Raw genomic sequence first — 23,174 nt, 5'->3', positions numbered from 1 at the left:
CTTGTTGCACAAAAAGCGTATTCCTTCTTGATGTGCTTCGAGCAATATCCTTTTTTCCATTGGATTAATAGATGTTTTTGGTTCGTTAGATGATCCTGATTGTTCACTTGGTGTTTTTGACCTAACGCTTGGGGCGATGGTTTCAGGTTTTGGGACTTCTATACTGGTTTGCTCTGCGTCTTTCATGTGTAGAGACGTTTGTGTCGTAGAGGTTTCATAGAGATTTTTTCTCTCTTGAGTTGTTGATGTGTTTTGTTTTCTATCTTTTGCACGTGGTGGTTTTGGTGGAGCTTTTTTTGTATGCGTGGAGGGGTCCTCTGGATTTTCTGTGCTGAGGGGGATTGTGGCGGCTTGCATGCTTTGAGAATCTTGGGGAGGGTTGGTGAGGGATTGTTCATCCTGTTGTTGAAATTTTTGCATCATTTCGRCTATTMYAGGGGAAGGGGATCTTTTTTTCATGCATTCTCCTTTTAAACTCTTCAATATCGTTTTTCAACACTATTTAAGCATATACGTTGGTGTTTATTTTGTTTATGCTTTTCAACTATGTTTCCATAGATAAGATATACGGATCTAGTGATCCTATAAAATTTGACTTTATTTGTACAGATCGTGATCACTCTCTAAATGCTTTTTTTACCAATAGCTTAGATTAAGTGATGGAGGCATGAATTTTATTTAATTTTCTCTCTTGCTTGGCGTAATTCACCTCTGTCCAGTGTTGCGTCAAAATGTTAGATGCAACGTAAAAATTTATTTCTGTTCAGTTGGCAAAAGCCATCGTTTTGGGGGCGGCAGTTTTGCGAGGACGAAAATCTGTTTCTCTTTGTTGTTGATGTAAGACGTGCGCTCTCTCAGAAGATGCTTCATTGCGCTCTTGTTTTGTCTGCTGAGTTCTTGAAAGGCTCTCTCTTACTTGTGTGACAGTTGTTGCATAATTGTCAGTTGCGTCAATGAGGTGAGATAGACCCGCTTCAGTATGTCTGCGTGCTTTATTTTTTAAGCCACAAAAGTTGCGACCAGCGTAGTTGTGAAAAGATTGAGGATTTCCAGCAAGTTGCTGTGCGAGCTGTTCTATCGATTCAGGGTTTTGAAAAAGTTCTTCTACTTGTGATTGCAAAATGTTTGCGTTGCCAAAAACAACTTCACACCAATATCGGATTTGGGCATGGTATCTCTTGACTTTTGCATGTTGGTGAATTTGAGTAGAAACTTCTGTCTCTGAAAGGTTTTCTTTTTCCCTTTGAGAATGATCCGGTTTTTGCAGAAGTTTAGTCACAGCTGCCTTCCCCATAATGCGTTCATAGTTTTTAAGCTCTTGCTCTGGAGATTGCGATAGGCTATCTTTTGCATATTTTACAGCTTCTGTATAACAATCAACGGTGACACATAGGGCGGAAAAACTCTTACATGGCATGAGCCATTCCTTTTTCTCCATGTCTTTCTCGTTGAGGGCTGTGCTCTGGACTGTCTGGTTTTCGTCCTCTTGCGTGATGACGATGGTGGTGGTGGTGGTGATGTTTGTGTTCTGGGTCTCTTTCTGGACTTTCGTGTTTGTAGACTTTTTCAAGCTCACGCGTAAACTGTCTATGGAGCTTTTTTGTCGTATCTATATGTCTTTCAAGAGCTGCGAAAAGGGGAGAAAGACCCTTTTCAGCCGCTTTACGATCAGGGCTTTTTATGCCAAAGACTTTTTTTCCAGCAAGCTTGCCAGGGTTTTTAGGATTGGCTGCAAGATCCCATAAAACTTTGTCTGCATCCTGAGGCTTATCAAGAATCTGAGCTAGTTTTTCATTCATAGCATATTCGTTACCATAAACAGTTTGGCACCAGATTTGGATTTCTCTTACACCATATTGAAAGTCTATATTTTGTAAAAGCTTGCTCGTAACCATATCTTTTGCGGTTCTGGGAGGGGGAGTGGTTCTTCTGCTAACGCCTTCGTAGAGTGGATTTGTCTGTTGTTGGGGTTCTTGTCCGCCTTCAGCGCCTATGCCAACAGTCGCATAGACAGATTCTAATGGTTTATGGGGAGGGCGCCCGCTATTTGCACCAAAATCAAGCTCTGCATAGATATGTTCGTCTAAGTTTTGGGGATGTTGCACATCCTGAGTGCTCCCGTTAACTGAATCGTGAAGGGGATTTATTTGCTGTTCGAACTCTATTTCGCCCGTCTCCAAATTAAAGATTGCATAGGGACTTGCGAGTTCTGTGGCACGTCGCCCATTACTTGGTGCTCCACCAAGTCTGTTATAGGGATCCTCTTGTGGTTTTTTGGGGGGATAGATCGCTTTTGTTGGCTGTTTGGAGGGCGTGTCATAGTCATTTGTTTTTCCTCTTGGTCTGTCGTAGTGATGTTCTTGTAGGTGCTCTTGCACATTACTTCTTCTCCCGCGAGGATAATCATAAGGAAAGCTCTTTGATTGGAGAGGCTGATTTCTATGTGCTGCTTGTACTTCTTCTGAACTTAGTATACGCGGACCTTCTCTTCTTTTATGCGGTTTATTAACTTTTGCGTAGAGAGCTTCTGGATTCTGGGTTTTTGGATTCTGGGTTTTTGGATTCTGGGGGGCTGGTTGTGGGTGACTTTTTTTCATGGCTGCTTCCTTTTAAGAATTGTTCTAGAAAACCTCTTGGGCGCATCCTCCGCTTTTTGATGTTTTTAAAGAAAAAGGAGATATCACATTGGATATCTTCCAAAAATTATGTATTGTTTATATTGATATGTAATAGACATTTATATCTTTTATAAAGTTTGTCATGAATTATTATCAATAAATTATAGTAAATGATACAATCTATACCGATGATTTTTTGTTACATTTCATAACAAACTCTAGCACACTCACCTTTTTACAATCGAGCCGAAAAATCAGTTGAGAGACAAAAATTTACGCGTTTTTAAACTCTGTGCGTTTACATTGAAAAAGCTACTCCTTTATCGGTTTTTGGGCCCTGTCTGCGTTGTGCACTTTGTTCTGGAGAGCCTTGATCTCTTTCTTGTGAGTGATGACGATGACGTTCGCGTTCATGCTGTTCTGGGCTTTTTTCTTTTAGATGCCCACGCTCTTCGTCATACGCACGTGCAAAATACTGATACAGCTTCTCCGCTTGAAATATACATTTGTCAAGAGATGAACAAAGATGCCGAAACTCGCTTTGAGCTTGTTTGCGGCTTGAACTTTTTACGCCAAAGATTGTTCTTCCAGCAAACTTCCCAGGGCTTTCAGGGTTTTCCGTAAGTTCCCATAGAATTCGCTCTCCGTCTCGAGGATCATCAAGAATCTTAGAGAGTTGTTTATTTAAGGCATGTTGGTTACCATAAACAATTTGACACAGGTTTTGGATTTCTTTTACACTATGTTGGAAATTTTGGTGTTGAACAATCTTTGCCATGATCGTACCTTTCCGAGTCCTTGGAGGGGGTGTTGTCCTTCCTGCGCCAGTGCTTTCATGGGTGAGGTCTCCTTGTTTTAAGTGCTCTTGCCCACCTTCTGCGCCTATGCCAACAGTTGCATAGACAGATTCTAGAGGTTTATGGGGAGGGCGCTCGCTATTTGTACCAAAATCAAGCTCTGCATAGAGATGTTCGTCTGGTTTTTGGGGACGTTGCACATCCTGAGTGCTTCCACTCTGTGTATCGTAGAGAGGATTTTCACGGTGTTGGAATTCTGTTTCACCTGTTGACAGATTAACGATTTCATAGGGGTTTGCGAGTTTTGTGGCACGTCGCCCATCGCTTGGCACCCCACCAAGTCTGTCATAGGGATTCCCTAGTGGTTTTTGTGGTGCATAGATAGTTTCTTGTGTTTGTGCTGGGCGCTGTTCTTTGGGTGGTTTGTTCACCTTTGCATAGACAGATTCTAGAGGTTTATGGGGAGGGCGCTCGCTATTTGTACCAAAATCAAGCTCTGCATAGAGATGTTTGTCTGGGTTTTGGGGATGTTGCATATCCTGAGTGCTTCCACTCTGTGTATCGTAGAGAGGATTTTCACGGTGTTGGAATTCTGTTTCACCTGTTGACAGATTAACGATTTCATAGGGGTTTGCGAGTTTTGTGGCACGTCGCCCATCGCTTGGCACCCCACCAAGTCTGTCATAGGGATTCCCTAGTGGTTTTTGTGGTGCATAGATAGTTTCTTGTGTTTGTGCTGGGCGCTGTTCTTTAGGTGGTTTGTTCACCTTTGCATAGATGGGTTCAGAGGGGCGATTTTCTCCGCTAGTTTGCTCAATATTCCGCTGTTCAAAGCGTTTTATTAGTTCTCCTACAACAGAAGAAGGGGATGGATTATGTTTTTTCATGCACGTTTCTTTTCAATATTTTGAGAAACCTCTTTGGTGCACTCTCCCCCTTTTATACTGCGCTTGCTTTATAAAAAGGAAGATATCCATTTGAATGGTTTCCAAAGATTTGCGCTATTCACAGAGTAAGGTAATCGGTATTTATGTCTTTTATACAGTTTTTTTGTGAAACTATTATCAATAAGTTAAATAAAATTTTCGAAGCTTTTTAGAATAGTTTTTTGTAATGTTTTAAGACAATTTTTTGTGCAATCAAAATTAAGAGCGCTAAAGAATGAGAAAAAAGTCAAAGCGGTTTTTTAGCCGGTAAGAGCTAGCGATGGAGAACGACACACTTTAAGGGTTCGCATCTGACATTGTGCTTCTTTGGTATTTTTTACAGCATGTGCAATTTCTTTCGCTTTGCTTACTGATGTACCAAGAAGGCACGCCAATCTTGTAAGATCTTTTTCTTGTATGGCTTTACGATCTTCTGAGGAGAGACGATTTTGTAGCTGGCGTGAAAAGGTGTGGAGCTCTTGTCGTAATGTTGGAGAATGCAATAAAGATTCTCTTTGTTGTTCACTGGATAAGGCAAAAAGATTTTGTAAATTTTTTCCAGGTTTTTCGATCACGTGGCTTAGGCGATTTTGTTCTCTTTGGTGATGTTCTAAAATTTCATCTTTTGTTTGTTGTGTTATTGCGCCATAATTTTCAAGGGCTTGGCTGAGTTGTGGAACAGTCTGTTCCGCGCACTTGCGGCTTGGACTTTTCATGCCAAATATTTGTCTCCCTGCAAGGTTAGAAACTGATTGAGGGTTTTGTAGAGTTTCATCAGCAAATTGATTTCCTAAGTTTGGAGCTGCCGTTATGATATCCAATTTTGTCTTTAAGGCGTGGGCTCTACCATAAACAATCTTTGATAAATGTTCGATTTCTTTTCGGCATGCTTCAACATATGGATCATTTAAAACTCTTGCAAATAACTCTTCATGGGTGAGAGATGCTAATGTTTCTTTTGGGATCAGTGTTTCTTTTACATTTTGAACGTTATTTTTTTGAAAGCAGAGGCGGGCGCCGTTTTGTAATGTTTTGACGTGTTCTGGGGAAAGATCATCTTTGTTGCCGACGACGAAAGCTCCTTCTACTTCCATAACAAAACCTTCTGCTGAAGTGCCTCTAAAGATGCCGTCATAGGATACATTTTCTTTTGCTGCAATAACAATACAATTGTTAATTTCATCCAGTCCAGCTTCTCTCATCTGGGAGATAAATTCTTTTAATACAAAGGATTTTTGTGGATGTGTAATATCTTCAAAAAGATCTTTCATTGGTTGGGAATTTCCATGTTGCATAGCTTCAATACAAGCTGCTGTCATGCGTCCTTTTGTGATGAAAGAAAAGTCTATGGTATGTCCTGCTGCTTGTCCAAGTTTTTCCATAAACATTCGATTGACGCGCCCATTGCCTTTGCGGAAAGGGTGTGCGTGCTCGAGGGCCATAAACACTTCAGCAGCATTCTCAGCAAATTCTTGGCGCGATAAGCCTTTTAAATTGTTCTTTCTGCTCAATGTTTTTTCGAGTTGTTGGAGTTCTTTTTTAATCTGTGTGCCAACAGCAAAGGGAATTTCATAACCTTTGGGACGCATCGCTGGCATATAAGCAGAGGTGCCATCTTCAAATGTAAAGGATGTATCGCGGGTGTGGCCTGCCCATTCAAAGGTTTGGTGGAAGAGGCTCCAGTGAATTAATTTGAGATAGTTGGTATCAAATTTTTGAGGCGGTGGTTCATGGCGAAAGTTGACGGCTTCTCTAGCGGTGTCATGGGCACAGCGTTCATACAGCTTTTGGGGGTTTTTGATGCCATATTTATTTTTGAGTGTTGGGGTTCCTTTGTATAGATAATTTTGCTCTAACATATCATTTCTCCTTAAAGGATAAGATGGTGGTTGATGCGCATTTTAAACGCTGTATGTTGAAAATTCCCCTTCGCGTATTCTTTTGAGATTTTGAGTGTGATGAGAGGAAGTGCTCTTCCCTCATGTGTATGATGATATTGTATCAACCCTTGTGTGAGGCTTTGGGTGTGAGAGATGAAAAATGATCGGTTACAATTGTTTTCATGCCTATTCCTTTTTTTATTATTCTGTTGCGCTATAAAATACGGATCATTAAGATGGCGATATGAATCCCATGAGGGGGAAAAGGTGTTTTTTTATAAATCGACTCTGGGTGAAATCTTCGCCCTTTGAGGCGGGGAAAGAGGTTGAGAAGCAAAATGTTGCTTAAGATTTGTGCTGTTTTGTCTTTAACAAGGTTGTTTGCAAGAACGCTTTTATAAAGCTTGTAGATATGGCGGAGAGGATCGCTCTTGCTTATCGGATGATTTGGGGGCTTTTCATACACAGTTTTCAGGTTGGAAAGCCTATGAATAAGAGCAGTTATCAAGAATTTCTCTCCATTATGTTTTTCTTGTTGGTCTATGTGGACACCTTGTTTGTATATCGTTTGCAACAAAGTGTTCTTTAATTTGTGTTGTCGTTCTTATTATATTGAGTTGCTTTAACATCCATAACAGGAGAAAAATCTCTCTTTGGCTGGAAAGAAAAGCATTTTTTCAGCGTTTGATGGTTAAAATAGAACACGTGATGCTATCGTAAAGGGGGGGAATCTTGTCGAAGAGTTATTTATTCATTTTGCTATATATCTTGGAGTTTTTTTTGGGGGGCGAAATCAGTGTGTGTCGTGTGGGTATTTTGAGAGTTTCGTGTTTCAAAGGCAAATCTTTTGTTTATGACGTTCTTTAATGAAGGCACACCCTTTACATAAAACAGAACACCCTTGTGTTGCATCTTCATAGATTTGTTTTAAAAAGACATCTTTTAACACACCTATTTGGCAACGATGTTCGTGAATGGTATAACAGTAAAAGCCCCCATGAAACGTATTGAGTGCCCTCATTTTGATACGTCATAAAGAAGTCGGTACCAGCACACATTTTACTAGCGCTAAAATATCCCACCCTTTAGACCTTGGGGCGGTTCATGAAAAGGCATGCCTTTCTTTTACAATTCACGCCATATGAGGCTTTCTGCTTTTGATGTACAAGCGACATGGTTTTGATTGGGTCAACATGAAACAGATTTAAAACGAGAAAATCTTATGCTATTGGGTTGCTTATTTAATACAAAATAATATGACTTATTATTATAAATCAATATAGTGTTTAAATTATATATGAAAAACTTTGTAAGAATGTATTCTCCTTCCAAGGAAGGATATTGATGTCGCTATTGGTTGGGGGTGTGAGCGTTTTTTATAAAGATTTTCTCAAGACTATGTGGGCGCTGGTAAAACGATGCACAGAATATAAAAAGGAAAAGTATGGATTTTTTTATCATGTTTTCTTTCAATGGGAGAGGGAAAACTTTTTGTGCATAGGTTTTTAAAAAAACAGGAATATGTGTTTTTTGTTGGGATTTTTTGTTTATATTTTACCATAACAGTTAGTTTTTCTGTGCTTTGGGGGAAAACGGTTTTTTTCAGCAGCCGCTAACATTTCTTTTATTGTAAAATAGGTATCTCAACCACAACGTAGGACCTTGCATAAGAATAATTTGTTTGTCTTGGTGCATCGCTTGAAAAAAAATTTCGTGGGATAAAGTGAGCACTTTTTTAAAATATTTATATAACCACGAAGATCCACTCCATCTAAGACAAACAAAATAGACTCTTGTAGTTTTCATCAGCGTCGATCATGACCTTTAAAAAGAATTAACAATTGCCCCGTCCAATTGCTCTGGATATGATCTATATGCTATTTACAAAATTGGTGGTAGAGTGCTTAAGTAATCTGTTCTTTGCAAGGGATGATAAGAATATTAAAATATTTCTTCCGCTTGAGTGTTTAAATCAAAAAACAAAGTTTCATATTTTCTAGCTGGCCATAGCAAGTTCATTTGAACGACTTTGGGTGCGTGTATAGGATTGGTTATGGGCGTTTTTTGCATTTTGAACAATATCGGTAATTTCTCGTGCTTTCTGTTCTGATATACCAATACTTTGTGCAAGTGTTTCATAATCTTTGTTTCTGATCGCACTCCATTCGTTTGATGAGAGACGACGCTCTAGGCTGCGTATAAAAATACTCAGTTCTCGGTATAATTGAGGAGATTGAGACAAGTTTTCTCTTTGTTGTTCCGGTGATAAAGAAAAAAGATTTTGCAAGTTTTGACTGGGCTTTTCTACTGCCCTTCCAAGGCTTTCTTGTTTAATTTGGTGTTTTTGAGTGATTGCATGATGTACACGTTCTACAATATCCCCATAACTTGCAACTGCAGTAGAGAGTGCATCAATATGATTGCGAGCGTTTACACGTGCTTGACTTTGTAAGCCGAATATACTGAAACCAGCAAGAGGAGAAATAGAGCTTGGTATTTTTCTAATCTGATCAGCAAGCTGTTGGCTTAATTCTGGATTTGTAATAATCTCTGCTATCTGTTCGTTTAATATGTTTGCGTCGCCATAAACAGCTTTTGCGCATTGCCGAATTCGCTTTTGAGCTGTGAGGACATAGGATCTTCGCATAACCTTTTTGGCACATTCACTTTTTGTAAGAGGCGCTAATGCCTCTTTTGGAATGAGGATATTCTCAAGCTCTTTGCTGTTGGGGGCGGTAAAGCTAATGGTGTCACCGGGTTTTAATGATTTTAATCGTTCTGGTGCAAGATCATCTTTGTTGCCAATGACCAAAGTGCCTTGCATGTCGATGACAAAACATTCTGAACCAGAACCTCTATAGGTTCCTATGTAGGTTTCTCCTGTCTTTGTCACCATAACAAGGCGATTACTCACGTCGCGTCCTGTATCATTTGCGTTGCCTATAAACTCTTTTAAAAGACGCCTTTTTGTTGGATGAGAGATATCTTCAAAAAGATCTTTTATTAATTGTGTATTGCCATATTGCATGGCTTCACTACGGACAGCCATCATGCGTTCTTTTGTGGCAAGTGAAAAATCAAGCTGATGCCCTGCGGCTTTGGCGAGATTTTCAAAAAAGATTTGTTCTGCATGCTCATTGCCATCTATGAAAGGGTGGATTTTATGAAGAGAATCAAATAGGCTCGTTGCTTCCTCGACAAATTCTTCGCGCGTTAAACCTTGCAAATTGTCTTTTTCGGCAAGTGTTTGATCTAATTTTTGTAAGTTTTCGAGGATTTTTTCACCAGTTGAGAAAGCATTTCCCCATTCCGTTCTTTTCATTTCTGGCATGGTCGCAGAGCTACCATCTGCAAATGTGAAGGAAGTATGGCGCAGATATCCTGCCCATTCAAAGGTATTTTTAAACAATTGTTTATGGATATGACATAGATAAGCGGAATCAAAACATTCTGGTAAAGTTTCTGTAAGCAGATTAACCTTTGCTTGTTCTATATCATGGGAACATTTTTCCAGAAAGAGTTTTAAATCTGTTTCTCCATATTTATTTTTGAGTATTTGCGTACCAGGATAGAGATAATTATGGGGAGAAGGTAGAGATATATTTTTTGCTTTTGCTTTTGCTTTTGGCATTGTTACCTCCTTATCATGCTGCACTTTTCATGAGAGTCTTAAACTTTTTTTGTAAAATATTCCCCCTTGCATATTCTTTTGAGATTTCAAGCCTTAGATAAGGAAAAAGAAGCTCTTAAAATTCATAAGTGTTTTTGATTGTATCAATCCTTATCTTGGCGCTTTTTTCTTTTACTGAGAGAGAATGGTTCATTTGTATTATTTTCATACATATTTCTTATAAAACAGCTGTCTTCAAAAATCTTTTGATGGGAATCTTAAGGTGTAGACATGATTGGTACTCATTGTTTGGTAATGGAGGGGATGCTTTATAAAAAATATGGGTATTGGTGAACACAGCTATACAAACACCCTTTAAAGACTTTTTTCCCTCATATTTTTTTGCTGGAACATGCGAAAACTCCTTCTTTATAGGCCTTTATGAAATGGAATCTTTGCTTTTATCCCTTGATGTTGTTTTTTTTATGCATGGTCTCCATTAAAGGATGTTTTTTAGCTTTTTTGTGCTTTTGGGGCAAAACGGTTTTTTGCAGCCGCGGCTAACATTTCTTTTCTTCTAAAATAGATCGCTCGACCACAACGTAAAGGGCGTTGTCCTTGCATAAGAATAATTTGTTCGTCTTGACGCATTTCTTGAATAACTTCGTGGGGTAAAATCAAGGCTCTTTGTTGATAATTGATGTTGTAAGAACTCTTTCCTAAAGATAAGCCTCTTGATTTGTTCATTCCGGCGATTTCAACGGTCATGTGACCACAGCGTTCTGAAATATCTTTCGCTGTTTGGAGGTCTTTAATGGCAGCATAGCTGACAAAAGAGCAGCTTTCAAACCATGAGCGTGCTCCTGCTTCTCCAAAGTGATTGACCAACTGACCAGTGGATTGATAAAAAAGCATCAAGGATGTTCCGTATTTGCGTCCACGATCGCGTGCTTCTTCTAAGATATTCATATAGCCTAGAAGATCAACTTCATCTAAGACAAATAAAACACGTTTTTTATAGTTACCATCTGCTATAACCATGGCATTGAGAAAGGCGCCAATAATTACACGTCCTATCGCTGGATAACTATTTAAAATGCTGGCAGGGAGATTGAGAAAAACATCTGTATTGCCATCGGCAATATCTGAGGAGGAGAAATCATCACCGCAGACAAGATTTGCGTAATTAGATAAAGAAAGCCACTGAGTGTCTTTTGAGGCAGTTGTGTAGACACCTGAAAAGGTTTGTTCTGCCATTTCTGTGAAAATACCAACCATTTCGCGAATAAAAGGAGAAGGGGTTGTTTCTTGAATCATGCGTAACTGATTAACAATAGCTGTTTCTGATTGAGAGAGAATTGAGCGTAATGTTTTTAAATTGCGCTCATAGTCTTCATATTCATCAGAAAATATGACATGAGCCAGAAGAGCCGTTAAAAGATTATGGGCTTGTGTCGAGAAATATTCCGCTGAAGAATTTTCTGATTTTTTATCTGTAAGAAGCAATTTGGAAAAGCTTACAATATTAGCTTCACGTTGTGTGCGTGGGACGCTGTCATCTAAAAGCCAATCGATGACATTAAAGTTTTTTGTTAAAAGTGAATTGGGATCGAGAACAATAACATTTCTATTCCCCATCTTTTGACGGGCAAATTTAACGATTGGGGCAACTTCTGTTGAAGGATCAAGACAAATAATAGATCCAGGATAGGTTAAACACGTAGGAATCACTGTGCTTGTGGTTTTATAGCCACCAGAACCAGCAAAAAAAATCATATGGGTTGAACCAAAATCAAGATTAAAAGTTAGTAAAGGTGCTGCTCCACCCTTACCCCATGTTGTTTTATTTCCAGGTGCAAAGGGAATTTTGCACACATTATCTTGATCAACACGGTATTTTTCTCCCACAATAATTTGTCCATTGGCAGGAAAAATCTTCGCTGCATCTTGTAAAGGCATCCATGAAGCATCACCCAGAATACCTTTTTTGGCACGTTTGATTTTGTTTGTACGGGGAGAGGCTGTGATGAGCTGAACCGCTAAAAGAGCAACGCCAATAATAGTACCAAAGATAACCATGGGATCCATGAACTTTAGAACATAGCTCCACGTTATTCCTTGTTGGCCAACATAGGGACTTAAACGCTTTATTTCGCCCCCAATATAGTAAAGAGCAGTGAAGCCGAACAAGAAAGCTGAGACAAAGGTGATCCCTTTGCGTAGGTGCAGTTTTTGAGAGAGACAATACAACAATGAAACAGTAGCTGTTAGTGCTAAAATTAATAAAGGTTCTGAACGAAGAGCCCAGTAAATTTGATCGCTCTTTAGGCCATTTATTATAAACGACAAAAGATGAGGGATAAGGAATATTGTTAAAGCACTTAAAGCAATTGGGATTAAAATAAGGACCATTTGTGTCTTGGTGTATCTCATTGTATTATACTTTCAATTCTCTTTAGAATTTGCTGCGAAATGCTCTTTTTTCGGGTGTTTAATCTTTCTTTTTGCAAAGATAGCAGATAACACTAACCCGTTTTCGTTTATGCGCCCTTCCCATGAAAGTGGAAGGCTTTATCCATTCTTAGTTTGCCATAGCGAGAACATTTGAATGGCTGATTGTGCGCGTGCAAGCTTGCTGGTGTACTTCTTTGACTTGCTTGACGGTTTGTGCAATTTGCTTAGCTTTATTTTCTGATACACCAATGCTGTGAACTAATATCATATACTCATTATTTTTGATAGCTTTATGTTCATYTGYGGAGAGACGACAGTTGATATTTTTTACGAGGTTGGTCAGCTCTTTTTGAAGTTCAGGATTTTTTGCTAGAGCTTCTTGCTGTAATTCTTTTGGCAAGGAAAAAAGATCTTGCAAGTTTTTACTTGGCATTTCTACGGTTGTTGCACGGTGACTTTGTTTTATTGCGTATTCTTTCRTAATTTCTGCATGTGCATTTTTTACAGCATGYCCAAAATTTACAACAGCATTACAGAGCATATCAATATGATTTTTAGCGTTTGCACGTGCCTGATTTTGTAAGCCGCATAAACTAAAACCAGCAAGATGAGCAATAGAGTCCGGTGCCGTTTCAATCTGATTGGCAAGCTGTTGACCTAAATCTGGATTTTGAATAATTTCGGTCATCTGTTTGTCTAATGTTTTTGAGCTACCATAAACAATTTTTGACAATTGCCGGATCTGTTTTCGGCTTATATGAACACCAGCCTCTTCTGCAGTGAGTTCGGCAAGTTCAGTTTTTCCCAAAGGGGGTAACATTTCCTTCGGGATGAGCGTGTTTTTTAACTCTTGTGTTTGTGGGACGCTGAAGGTAAATTCATCACCAGGTTTTAATGTTGTGAGTTGGTCTGGTGTAAGATGGTCCTTATTGCCGATGATGTACGCTCCGTTCACATTGAAGGCAAAGCTGTTAAGAGCAGCACCTCTATACATTCCTGTGTACGTCTCACCTTCCTTTGCAACCATAACAGGGTGATCATTCACATTACGTCCCATATTTTCCATGTTGTCCATAAACTCTTTTAAAAGATTAATTTTTTCTGGATTAGAGATATCTTCAAAAAGATGTTGCATCGGTTCTAGATCACCATATGCTGCTCCTGCAACACTGGCGAGCTCCATGCGTTCTTTTGTGACAAGCGAAAATTCAAGTTGATGGCCTGCGGCTTGAGCAAGTTTTTCAAAAAATGCTCGTTGTGTGCGTCCATTACCTTCTCTGAATGGGTGAATGTAGTTGAGAGCGTTAAATAAGTTTGCGGCTTCCAAGTTAAATTCTTCGCGCGTTAAGCCTTGCAAATTATTCTTTTGACTAAGCACTTGATCGAATTGTTGTAAGCCTTTCGAAATCTCATCACCGATTGCAAAAGAATTATTATACCATACCAATTTTTTCATTTCAGGCATGACGGCTATGGTACCATCTTTAAATGTAAAGGGGATATGGCGCGGATGTCCAGCCCATTCAAAGGTATTTTTAAACAACTTATGATGAATAGAGCATAGATAGGAACTATTAAACTGTTCTGGTAGAGGCTCTTCACGCAGATTGATCATTTCTTTTGTTGTATCATGCGCGCATTTTTCCAAAAAGGATTTTAAGTCTTGTATTCCATATTTATTTTTGAGCGTGACGCTTTGAGGATAAGTATAATGATTAGGTGAGGGGATTCTTTTTTCTTTTGCTTTAGGCATGTTTACCTCCTTATAATTCAGCGTTGTCCATAAGAGTGTTAAATTCTTCTAGTGAAATATTCCCTTTCGCATATTCTTCTAAAATTTTTAGCGTTGTGGAATGAAGCGTTATTCCCTCTATTGCATGGGAGCTGATTGCTGCTTTAACGGCTTGACGGCGTCGTTTTAATTCTTCTTCTGTCATTGATAAAAGATTTTCTGTTGTCTTTTCTGGCATTTATTCTTCCTTTCCAGTTTTTAAATAATTGTCTTAAATAAGCCTTTTTTAGCAGGCCTGTTTTTTCAGGTGTTTAGTCTTTCTTTTTGCAAAGATAGCAGATAACACTAACCCGTTTTCGTTTATGCGCCCTTCCCATGAAAGAGGAAGGCTTTATCCATTCTTAGTTTACCATAGCGAGAACATTTGAATGGTTGATTGTGCGCGTGCAAGCTTGTTGGTGTACTTCTTTGATTTGCTTGACGGTTTGTGCAATCTGCTTAGCTTCATTTTCTGATACACCAATACTGAGAGCTAATATTACATAGTCGTTATTTTTGATAGCTTTATGTTCATTTGCGGAGAGACGACAGTTGATGTTTTTTACAAGGTTGGTCAGCTCTTTTTGAAGTTCAGGATTTTTTGCTAAAGCTTCTTGCTGTAATTCTTTTGGCAATGCAAAAATATCTTGCAAGCTTTTACTTGGCATTTCTACTGTTGTTGCATGGTGACTTCGTTTTATGGCGTATTCTTGCGTAATTTCTGTCTGTGCATGTCTTACAGCATGCCCAAAATTTACAACAGCATAACAGAGCATATCAAGATGATTTTTAGCGTTTATACGTGCCGGACTTTGTAGCCCCCATAAACTAAAACCTGCAAGACGAGCAACAGAGTCCGGTTCATTTTCAATCTGATTGGCAAGCTGTTGATCTAAATCTGGATTTTTAAGAATCGCAACCATCTGTTTGTCTAATGTTTTTGAGCTACCATAAACAATTTTTGACAATTGCTGGATATCTCTTAGGCTTGTATGAACATCGGCATCTTCTGCAATGAGTTCGACAAGTTCAGTTTTTTCCAAAGGGGGTAATGTCCCCTTTGGGATGAGTATGTTTTTTAATTCTTGTGTTTGTGGGACGGTGAAGGTAAATTTATCACCAGGTTTTAATGTTTTGAGTTGCTCTGGTGTAAGATGGTATTTATTGCCGATGATGAAAGCTCCGTTCATATTGACGGCAAAGCTGTTAGGACCAGCATCTCTATATATTCCCGTGTAAGTTTCACCTTCTTTTGCAACCATAACAGGGCGATCATTCACATTACGTCCCATATTTTCCATTTTGTCCATAAATTCTCTTAAAAGATCAACTTTTTCTGGATTAGAGATATCTTCAAAAAGATGTTGCATCGGTTCTAGATCACCATTTACCGCTCCTGCAACACTGGCGAGCGTCATGCGTTCTTTTGTGACAAGCGAAAAGTCAAGTTGATGGCCTGCGGCTTGAGCAAGTTTTTCAAAAAATGCTCGTTGTGTGCGTCCATTACCTTCTCTGAATGGATGAATGTAGTTGAGAGCGTTAAATAAGTTTGCGGCTTCCAAGTTAAATTCTTCGCGCGTTAAGCCTTGCAAATTATTCTTTTGACTAAGCGTTTGATCGAATTGTTGTAAGCCTTTCGAAATTTCATCACCGCTTGCAAAAGAATTATCCCATTCCATTTTTCTCATTTCAGGCATGACGGCTATGGTACCATCTTTAAATGTAAAGGGGATATGGTGCGGATGTCCAGCCCATTCAAAGGTATTTTTAAATAACTTATGATGAATAGAGTATAGATAGGAACTATTAAACTGTTCTGGTAGAGGCTCTTCACGCAGATTGATCATTTCTTTTGTTGTATCATGCGCGCATTTTTCCAAAAAGGATGTGTAGTCTTGTATTCCATATTTATTTTTGAGCGTCATTCTTCCAGGATAAATATAATGTTTAGATGAAGGTTTTTTAACTTTAGGCATGTTTACCTCCTTATAATTCAGCGTTGTCCATAAATTCTCTTAAAAGATTAATTTTTTCTGGATTAGAGATATCTTCAAAAAGATGTTGCATCGGTTCTAGATCACCATTTACTGCTCCTGCAACATTGGCGAGCAGCATGCGTTCTTGTGTGACAAGCGAAAATTCAAGGTGATGGCCTGCGGCTTGAGCAAGTTTTTCAAAAAATGCTCGTTGTGTGCGTCCATTTCCTTCTCTAAAAGGGTGGATTTGGTTGAGAAAGTTAAATAAGTTCATTGCTTCCAAGTTAAATTCTTCGCGCGTTAAGCCTTGTAAATTATTCTTTTGGCTAAGCGTTTGATTGAATTGTTGTAAGCCTTTTGGAATCTCATTACCGATTGCAAAAGAATTATCCCATTCCACTTTTCTCATTTCAGGCGCGACGGCTGTGGTACCATCTTCAAATGTAAAGGGGATATGGCGCAGATGTCCAGCCCATTCAAAGGTATTTTTAAACAACTGATAATGAATAAAGCATAGATAGGAACTATTAAACTGTTCTGGTAGAGGTGCTTCACGCAGATTGATCATTTCTTTTGCTGTATCATGCGCGCATTTCTCTAAAAAAGATTCTAAGTCTTTTATTCCATATTTATTTTTGAGCGTGGAGCTGTTAGGATAAGTATAATGATAAGGTGAAGAAATTTCTTTTGGTCTTGTTGGCTCTTTATAATTCAGTACTTTCCATAAGAACAGATCTTTTGTCCTATTCTCCCGCATTTATTCTTCCTTTCCAGTTTTTTAATAATTGTCTTAAATAAGCCTTTTTTAGCAGGCATATTTTTTCGGGTGTTTAGTCTTTCTTTTGCAAAGCTAGAAGATAACGCTGACCCATTTTCGTTTATGTGCCCTTCCTATGAAAGAGGAATGTCTCATCCATTCTTAGTTTGCCATAGCGAGTACATTTGAACGGTTGATTGTGCGCGTGCAAGCTTGCTGGTGTGCTTCTTTGGCTTGCTTGACGGTTTGTGCAATTTCCCTAGCTTTATTTTCTGATACACCAATGCTGCGCGCTAATGTTTCATACTCATTATCTTTGATAGCTTTATGTTCATCTGTGGAGAGACGACAGTTGATGTTTTTGACAAGGTTGGTCAGCTCTTTTTGAAGTTTAGGATTTTTTGCTAAAGCTTTTTGCTGTAATTCTTTTGGCAATGCAAAAATATCTTGCAAGCTTTTACTTGGCATTGCTACTTTTATTGCACGGTGACTTTGTTTTATGGCGTGTTCTTGCGTAATTTCTATCTGTGCCTGTCTTACAGCATGCCCTAAATTTATAACAGCATCACAGAGCATATCAAGATGATTTTTAGCGTTTACACGTGCCGGACTTTGTAGTCCACATAAACTAAAACCTGCAAGACGAGCAATAGAGTTCGGTTTATTTTCAATCTGATTGGCAATTTGATTGGCAATCTTTTGACATGAGGCTGGATCGTCAGGAATTCTGGCTATATGTTTGTCTAATTTTTTTGAACTCCCATAAACAATTTTTGACAATTGCTGGATCTGTTTTAGGCTTGTATGAACACAGGCCTCTTCTTTAATGCGTTTGACAAATTCAGTGTTTTCCAAAGGGGGTAATGTCCCCTTTGGGATGAGTGTGTTTTTTAATTCTTGTTTTGGTGGGACGGTGAGGGTAAATGGAATACCACGTTTTAATTGTTCGTGTTGCTCTGGTGTAAGTTGGTCTTTATTGCCGATGATGACACCAGCGTTCACATGGACGGCAAAGCTGTTAGGACCAGCATATCTATATATTCCCGTGTAAGTCTCACCTTCTTTTGCAACCATAACAGCATGGCGATCATTCACATTACGTCCCATATTTTCCTTGTTATCCATAAACTCTTTTAAAAGATCAATTTTTTCTGGATTGGAAATATCTTCAAAAAGATATTGCATCGGTTTTAGATCACCATTTACTGCTCCTACAACACTGGCGAACGTCATGCGTCTTTGTGTGACAAGCGAAAAGTCAAGTTGATGGCCTGCGGCTTGAGCAAGTTTTTCAAAAAATGCTCGTTGTGTGCGTCCATTCCCTTCTCTAAAAGGGTGGATTTTATTGAGAAAGCTAAATAAGTTTGCGGCTTCCAAGCTAAATTGTTCGCGCGTTAAGCCTTGCAAATTATTCTTTTGGCTAAGCACTTGATCGAATAGTTGTAAGCCTTTTGGAATTTCATTACCGATTGCAAAAGCAGTATTTCCTCCCAGCACTCCCATGTCAGGCATGGCGGCTATGGTGCCATCTTCAAATGTAAAGGGGAAATGGCGCTGCTGTCCAGCCCATTCAAAGGTATTTTTAAACAACTGACGATGAATAAAGCATAGATAGGAACTATTAAACTGTTCTGGTAGAGGTGCTTCACGCAGATTGATCATTTCTTTTGCTGTATCATGCGCGCATTTCTCTAAAAAAGATTCTAAGTCTTTTATTCCATATTTATTTTTGAGCGTGCGGCTGTTAGGATAAGTATAATGATAAGGTGAAGAAATTTCTTTATAATTCAGTACTTTCCATAAGAAAGAATCTTTTGTCCTATTCTCCTGCATTTATTCTTCCTTTTCAGTTTTTTAATAATTGTCTTAAATAAGCCTTTTTTAGCAGGCGATAATTTATCGGGTGTTTAATCTTTCTTTTTGCACAAGTAGAAGATAACGCTAACCCGTTTTCGTTTATGCGCCCTTCCCATGAAAAGGGAAGGGCGCATCTATTCTTAACTTGCCATAGCGAGTGCATTGGAACGGTTGATTGTGCGCGTGCAAGCTTGCTGGTGTGCTTCTTTGGCTTGCTTGACGGTTTGTGCAATTTGCTTAGCTTTATTTTCTGATACACCAATGCTGCGCGCTAATGTTTCATACTCATTATCTTTGATAGCTTTATGTTCAGTTATGGAGAGACGAAAGTTGATATTTTTTACGAGGTTTGTCAGCTCTTTTTGAAGTTCAGGATTTTTTGCTAAAGCTTCTTGCTGTAATTCTTTTGGCAAGGCAAAAATATCTTGCAAGTTTTTACTTGGCATTTCTACGGTTGTTGCACGGCGATTTTGTTCTGTTGTGTATTCTTGCGTAATTTCTGCATGTGCGTTTTTTACAGCATGCCCAAAATTTACAACAGCATTATAGAGCATATCAGTATGATTTTTAGCGTTTGCACGTGTCTGAKTTTGTACGCCGTAGAAACTAAAACCAGCAAGAYGAGCAATAGAGTCCGGTGCCGTTTCAATTTTTTCAGCAAGCTKTTGAGCTAAATCTGGATTTTKMATAATTTTGGCCATCTGTTTGTCTAATGTTTTTGAGCTACCATAAACAATTTTTGACAATTGCTGGAYTTCTTSTCGGCTTKTGTGGACACGGGCGTCTTCTGCAGTGAGTTGGGAAAGTTCAGTTTTTTTCAAAGTGGGTAATGTCTCCTTTGGGATGAGCGTTTTATTTAATTCTTGTGTTTGTGGAACGGTGAAGGTAAATTTATCACCAGGTTTTAATGTTTTGAGTTGTTCTGGTGTAAGATGGTCTTTATTGCCGATGATGTAAGCTCCGTTCATATTGATGGCAAAGCTGTGAAAACCAGTATCTCTATACCGTCCCGTGTACGTCTTACCTTCCTGTGCAACCAGAACAGGATGAGGATTCATATTATATCCCTTATTTCCCATGTTATTCATAAACTCTCTTAAAAGATCAATTTTTTCTGGATTAGAGATATCTTCAAAAAGATGTTTCATCGGTTCTAGATCACCCTTTACTGTTCCTGCAACACTGGCGAGCGTCATGCGTTCTTGTGTGACAAGCGAAAAGTCAAGTCTATGGCCTGCGGCTTGAGCAAGTTTTTCAAAAAACACTTCTTTTGTGGGTCCATTACCTTCTGTGAATGGACGAATGTAGTTGAGAGAGTTAAATAAGTTTGCGGCTTCCAAGTTAAATTCTTCGCGCGTTAAACCTTGCAAATTATTCTTTTGGCTAAGCACTTGATCGAATAGCTGTAAGCCTTTCGAAATCTCATTACCGATTGCAAAAGAATTATCATAAAATCCCTGTATTTCCATGTCAGTCATGACGGCTGTGGTACCATCTTCAAATGTAAAGGGGATATGGCGCGGACGTCCAGCCCATTCAAAGGCATTTTTAAATAACTTATGATGAATAGAGCATAGATAGGAACTATTAAACTGTTCTGGTAGAGGTGCTTCACGCAGATTGATCATTTCTTTTGTTGTATCATGCGCGCATTTTTCCCAAAAGGATTTTACGTCTTGTATTCCATATTTATTTTTGAGAGCGGTGCCGTAAGGATAAATATAATGATCAGGTGAAGGTTTTTTAACTTTTGGCATTTTTATCTCCTTATAATTCAGCGTTGTCCATAAGAGTGTTAAATTCTTCTAGTGAAATATTCCCTTTCGCATATTCTTCTAAAATTTTTAGCGTTGTGGAATGAAGCGTTATTCCCTCTATTGCATGGGTGTTGATGGCAGCGTTAACGTCTTTGCGGCGTTGTTTTAATTCTTCTTCTGTCATCGACAAAAGATTTTCTGTTGTCTTTTCTGGCATTTATGCTTCCTTTCCAGCTTTTTAATAATTTTCTTAAATAAGCCTTTTTTAGCAGGCATATTTTTTCGGGTGTTTAGTCTTTCTTTTTGCAAATGTAGAAGATAACGCTAACCCGTTTTCGTTTATGCGCCCTTCCCATGAAAGAGGAAGGTCTCATCCATTTTTAACTTGCCATAGCGAGAACATTTGAATGGTTGATTGTGCGCGTGCAAGCTTGCTTATGTGCTTCTTTGGCTTGCTTGACGGTTTGTGCAATTTGCTTAGCTTTATTTTCTGATACACCAATGCTGCGCGCTAATGTTTCATACTCATCATTTTTGATAGCTTTATGTTCATTTGCGGAGAGACGACAGTTGATATTTTTTACGAGGTTTGTCAGCTCTTTTTGAAGTTCAGGATTTTTTGCTAAAGCTTCTTGCTGTAATTCTTTTGGCAATGCAAAAATATCTTGCAAGTTTTTACTTGGCATTTCTACGGTTGTTGCAAGGCGACTTTGTTCTGTTGCACGTTTTTGCGTAATTTCTGCATGTGCATTTTTTACAGTATGCCCAAAATTTACAACAGCATTATAGAGCATATCAGTACAATTTTTAGCGTTTGCACGTGCCTGATTTTGGAAGTTGTAGAAACTAAAACCAGCAAGATGAGCAATAGAGTCCGGTGCCTTTTCAATTTTCTCAGCAAGCTGTTGACCTAAATCTGGATTTTGAATAATTTTGGCCATCTGTTTGTCTAATGTTTTTGAGCTACCATAAACAATTTTTGACAATTGCTGGATTTCTTTTTGGCGTATGTGGACACGGGCGTCTTCTGCAATGAGTTCGGCAAGTTCAGTTTTTTCCAAAGGGGGTAATGTCTCTTTTGGGATGAGCGTGTTTTTTAACTCTTGTGTATGGGGGACAGTGAAGGTAAATTTATCACCAGCTTTTAATGTTTTGAGTTGCTCTGGTGTAAGATGGTCTTTATTGCCGATGATGAAAGCGCCTTTTACACTGATGACAAAGCTGTTAAGAGCAGCACCTCTATACATTCCTGTGTAAGTCTCACCTTCCTTTATAACCATAACAGGGATATCATTCACATTACGTCCCATATTTTCCATTTTGTCCAGAAACTCTCTTAAAAGATCAATTTTTTCTGGATTAGAGATATCTTCAAAAAGATGTTGCATCGGTTTTAGATCACCATATGCTGCTCCTACAACACTGACGAGCTCCATACGTTCTTGTGTGACAAGTGAAAATTCAAGGTGATGGCCTGCGGCTTGAGCAAGTTTTTCAAAAAACACTCGTTGTGTGCGTCCATTACCTTCTCTGAATGGATGAATGTAGTTGAGAAAGTTAAATAAGTCTGCGGCTTCCAAGTTAAATTCTTCGCGCGTTAAGCCTTGCAAATTATTCTTTTGGCTAAGCACTTGATCGAATAGTTGTAAGCCTTTCGAAATCTCATCACCGATTGCAAAAAAATTATCCCATTCCATTTTTCTCATTTCAGGCATGACGGCTGTGGTGCCATCTTCAAATGTAAAGGGGATATGGCGCGGATGTCCAGCCCATTCAAAGGTATTTTTAAATAACTTATGATGAATAGAGTATAGATAGGAACTATTAAACTGTTCTGGTAGAGCTGCTTCACGCAGATTGATCATTTCTTTTACTGTATCATGCGCGCATTTTTCCAAAAAGGATTTTAAGTCTTGTATTCCATATTTATTTTTGAGCGTGGCGCTTTGAGGATAAGTATAATGATCAGGTGAGGGGCTTCCGTTTTCTTTTGCTTTTGGCATTGTTACCTCTTTATAATTCAGGTTGTCCATAAGAGTGTTAAATTCTTCTAGTGAAATATTCCCTTTCGCATATTTTTCTAAAATTTTTAGCGTTGTGGAATGAAGCGTTATTCCCTCTATTGCATGGGTGCTGATGGCGGCGTTAACGTCTTTGCGGCGCTGTTTTAATTCTTCTTCTTTCATCGACAAAAGATTTTCTGCCGTCTTTTCTGGCATTTATGTTTCCTTTCCAGCTTTTTAATAATTGTCTTAAAGAAGATAACGCTAACCCGTTTTCGTTTATGCGCCCTTCCCTTTTCATGGGAAGGGCGCATCCATTCTTAGTTTGCCATAGCGAGTGCATTGGAACGGTTGATTGTGCGCGTGTAAGATTGTTGGTGCGCTTCTTTGGCTTGCTTGACGGTTTGTGCAATTTGCTTAGCTTTATTTTCTGATACACCAAGGCTGTGACCTAATGTTTCATACTCATTATCTTTGATAGCTTTATGTTCAGTTATGGAGAGACGAAAGTTGATATTTTTTACGAGGTTGGTCAGCTCTTGTTGAAGTTCAGGATTTTTTGCTAAAGCTTCTTGCTGTAATTCTTTTGGCAAGGCAAAAAGATCTTGCAAGTTTTTACTTGGCATTTCTACGGTTGTTGCACGGCGATTTTGTTCTGTTGTGTATTCTTGCGTAATTTCTGCATGTGCGTTTTTTACAGCATGCCCAAAATTTACAACAGCATTATAGAGCATATCAGTATGATTTTTAGCGTTTGCACGTGTCTGA

Annotated in this window: 13 protein-coding genes and 3 pseudogenes; all 16 read right to left on the bottom strand. The window is 38.8% G+C overall.

What is annotated here, in order from left to right; translation table 11 throughout:
• Positions 1–459, bottom strand: a pseudogene (locus tag CEV08_RS07415) (hypothetical protein); the annotation flags it as partial.
• A 304-nt stretch (positions 460–763) separates the two neighbouring features.
• Positions 764–1,417, bottom strand: a complete 654-nt coding sequence (locus CEV08_RS07410) for a BID domain-containing T4SS effector (RefSeq protein WP_245407069.1) — start codon at positions 1,415–1,417, stop codon at positions 764–766.
• Complete coding sequence (locus tag CEV08_RS07405; protein ID WP_100131027.1) at positions 1,407–2,597, bottom strand: BID domain-containing T4SS effector; 1,191 nt, start codon at positions 2,595–2,597, stop codon at positions 1,407–1,409. Before CEV08_RS07405 ends, CEV08_RS07410 begins: the two co-directional genes overlap by 11 nt.
• Before the next feature lie 319 nt (positions 2,598–2,916).
• A complete protein-coding gene (locus tag CEV08_RS07400; protein WP_100131026.1) occupies positions 2,917–4,302 on the bottom strand; it encodes a BID domain-containing T4SS effector in 1,386 nt (461 codons plus the stop codon).
• 299 nt (positions 4,303–4,601) lie between these two features.
• The gene (locus CEV08_RS07395; protein ID WP_100131025.1) at positions 4,602–6,200 is read right to left on the bottom strand and encodes a BID domain-containing T4SS effector; all 1,599 of its coding nucleotides are present in this window, start codon (positions 6,198–6,200) and stop codon (positions 4,602–4,604) included.
• Between the two features lie 2,017 nt (positions 6,201–8,217).
• The gene (locus CEV08_RS07380) at positions 8,218–9,852 is read right to left on the bottom strand and encodes a BID domain-containing T4SS effector (protein ID WP_100131022.1); all 1,635 of its coding nucleotides are present in this window, start codon (positions 9,850–9,852) and stop codon (positions 8,218–8,220) included.
• 492 nt (positions 9,853–10,344) lie between these two features.
• Complete coding sequence (traG, locus tag CEV08_RS07375) at positions 10,345–12,264, bottom strand: Ti-type conjugative transfer system protein TraG (RefSeq protein ID WP_100131021.1); 1,920 nt, start codon at positions 12,262–12,264, stop codon at positions 10,345–10,347.
• 148 nt (positions 12,265–12,412) lie between these two features.
• A complete protein-coding gene (locus CEV08_RS07370; protein ID WP_100131020.1) occupies positions 12,413–14,038 on the bottom strand; it encodes a BID domain-containing T4SS effector in 1,626 nt (541 codons plus the stop codon).
• 10 nt (positions 14,039–14,048) lie between these two features.
• Positions 14,049–14,255, bottom strand: a complete 207-nt coding sequence (locus CEV08_RS07365; RefSeq protein WP_100131019.1) for an antitoxin VbhA family protein — start codon at positions 14,253–14,255, stop codon at positions 14,049–14,051.
• 163 nt (positions 14,256–14,418) lie between these two features.
• Positions 14,419–16,032: a BID domain-containing T4SS effector gene (locus tag CEV08_RS07360; RefSeq protein ID WP_100131018.1), complete on the bottom strand. Its 1,614-nt coding sequence runs from the start codon at positions 16,030–16,032 to the stop codon at positions 14,419–14,421.
• A 22-nt stretch (positions 16,033–16,054) separates the two neighbouring features.
• Positions 16,055–16,789: pseudogene (locus CEV08_RS07355) on the bottom strand (Fic/DOC family protein); the annotation flags it as partial.
• A gap of 162 nt (positions 16,790–16,951) precedes the next feature.
• Positions 16,952–18,622, bottom strand: a complete 1,671-nt coding sequence (locus CEV08_RS07350) for a BID domain-containing T4SS effector (protein WP_100131016.1) — start codon at positions 18,620–18,622, stop codon at positions 16,952–16,954.
• 164 nt (positions 18,623–18,786) lie between these two features.
• Positions 18,787–20,403 (bottom strand): BID domain-containing T4SS effector, encoded by a 1,617-nt coding sequence (locus CEV08_RS07345; RefSeq protein ID WP_100131015.1) that lies wholly within the window; start codon positions 20,401–20,403, stop codon positions 18,787–18,789.
• 10 nt (positions 20,404–20,413) lie between these two features.
• Positions 20,414–20,620 (bottom strand): antitoxin VbhA family protein, encoded by a 207-nt coding sequence (locus CEV08_RS07340; protein ID WP_100131014.1) that lies wholly within the window; start codon positions 20,618–20,620, stop codon positions 20,414–20,416.
• Positions 20,621–20,783: 163 nt separating this feature from the next.
• The gene (locus tag CEV08_RS07335; protein ID WP_100131028.1) at positions 20,784–22,406 is read right to left on the bottom strand and encodes a BID domain-containing T4SS effector; all 1,623 of its coding nucleotides are present in this window, start codon (positions 22,404–22,406) and stop codon (positions 20,784–20,786) included.
• A gap of 320 nt (positions 22,407–22,726) precedes the next feature.
• Positions 22,727–23,174: pseudogene (locus tag CEV08_RS07330) on the bottom strand (adenosine monophosphate-protein transferase); the annotation flags it as partial.

Source organism: Bartonella tribocorum, assembly GCF_002778015.1.
GTDB classification, from domain to species: domain Bacteria; phylum Pseudomonadota; class Alphaproteobacteria; order Rhizobiales; family Rhizobiaceae; genus Bartonella; species Bartonella tribocorum_B.
This window is presented reverse-complemented; position numbering and strand designations above follow the sequence as displayed.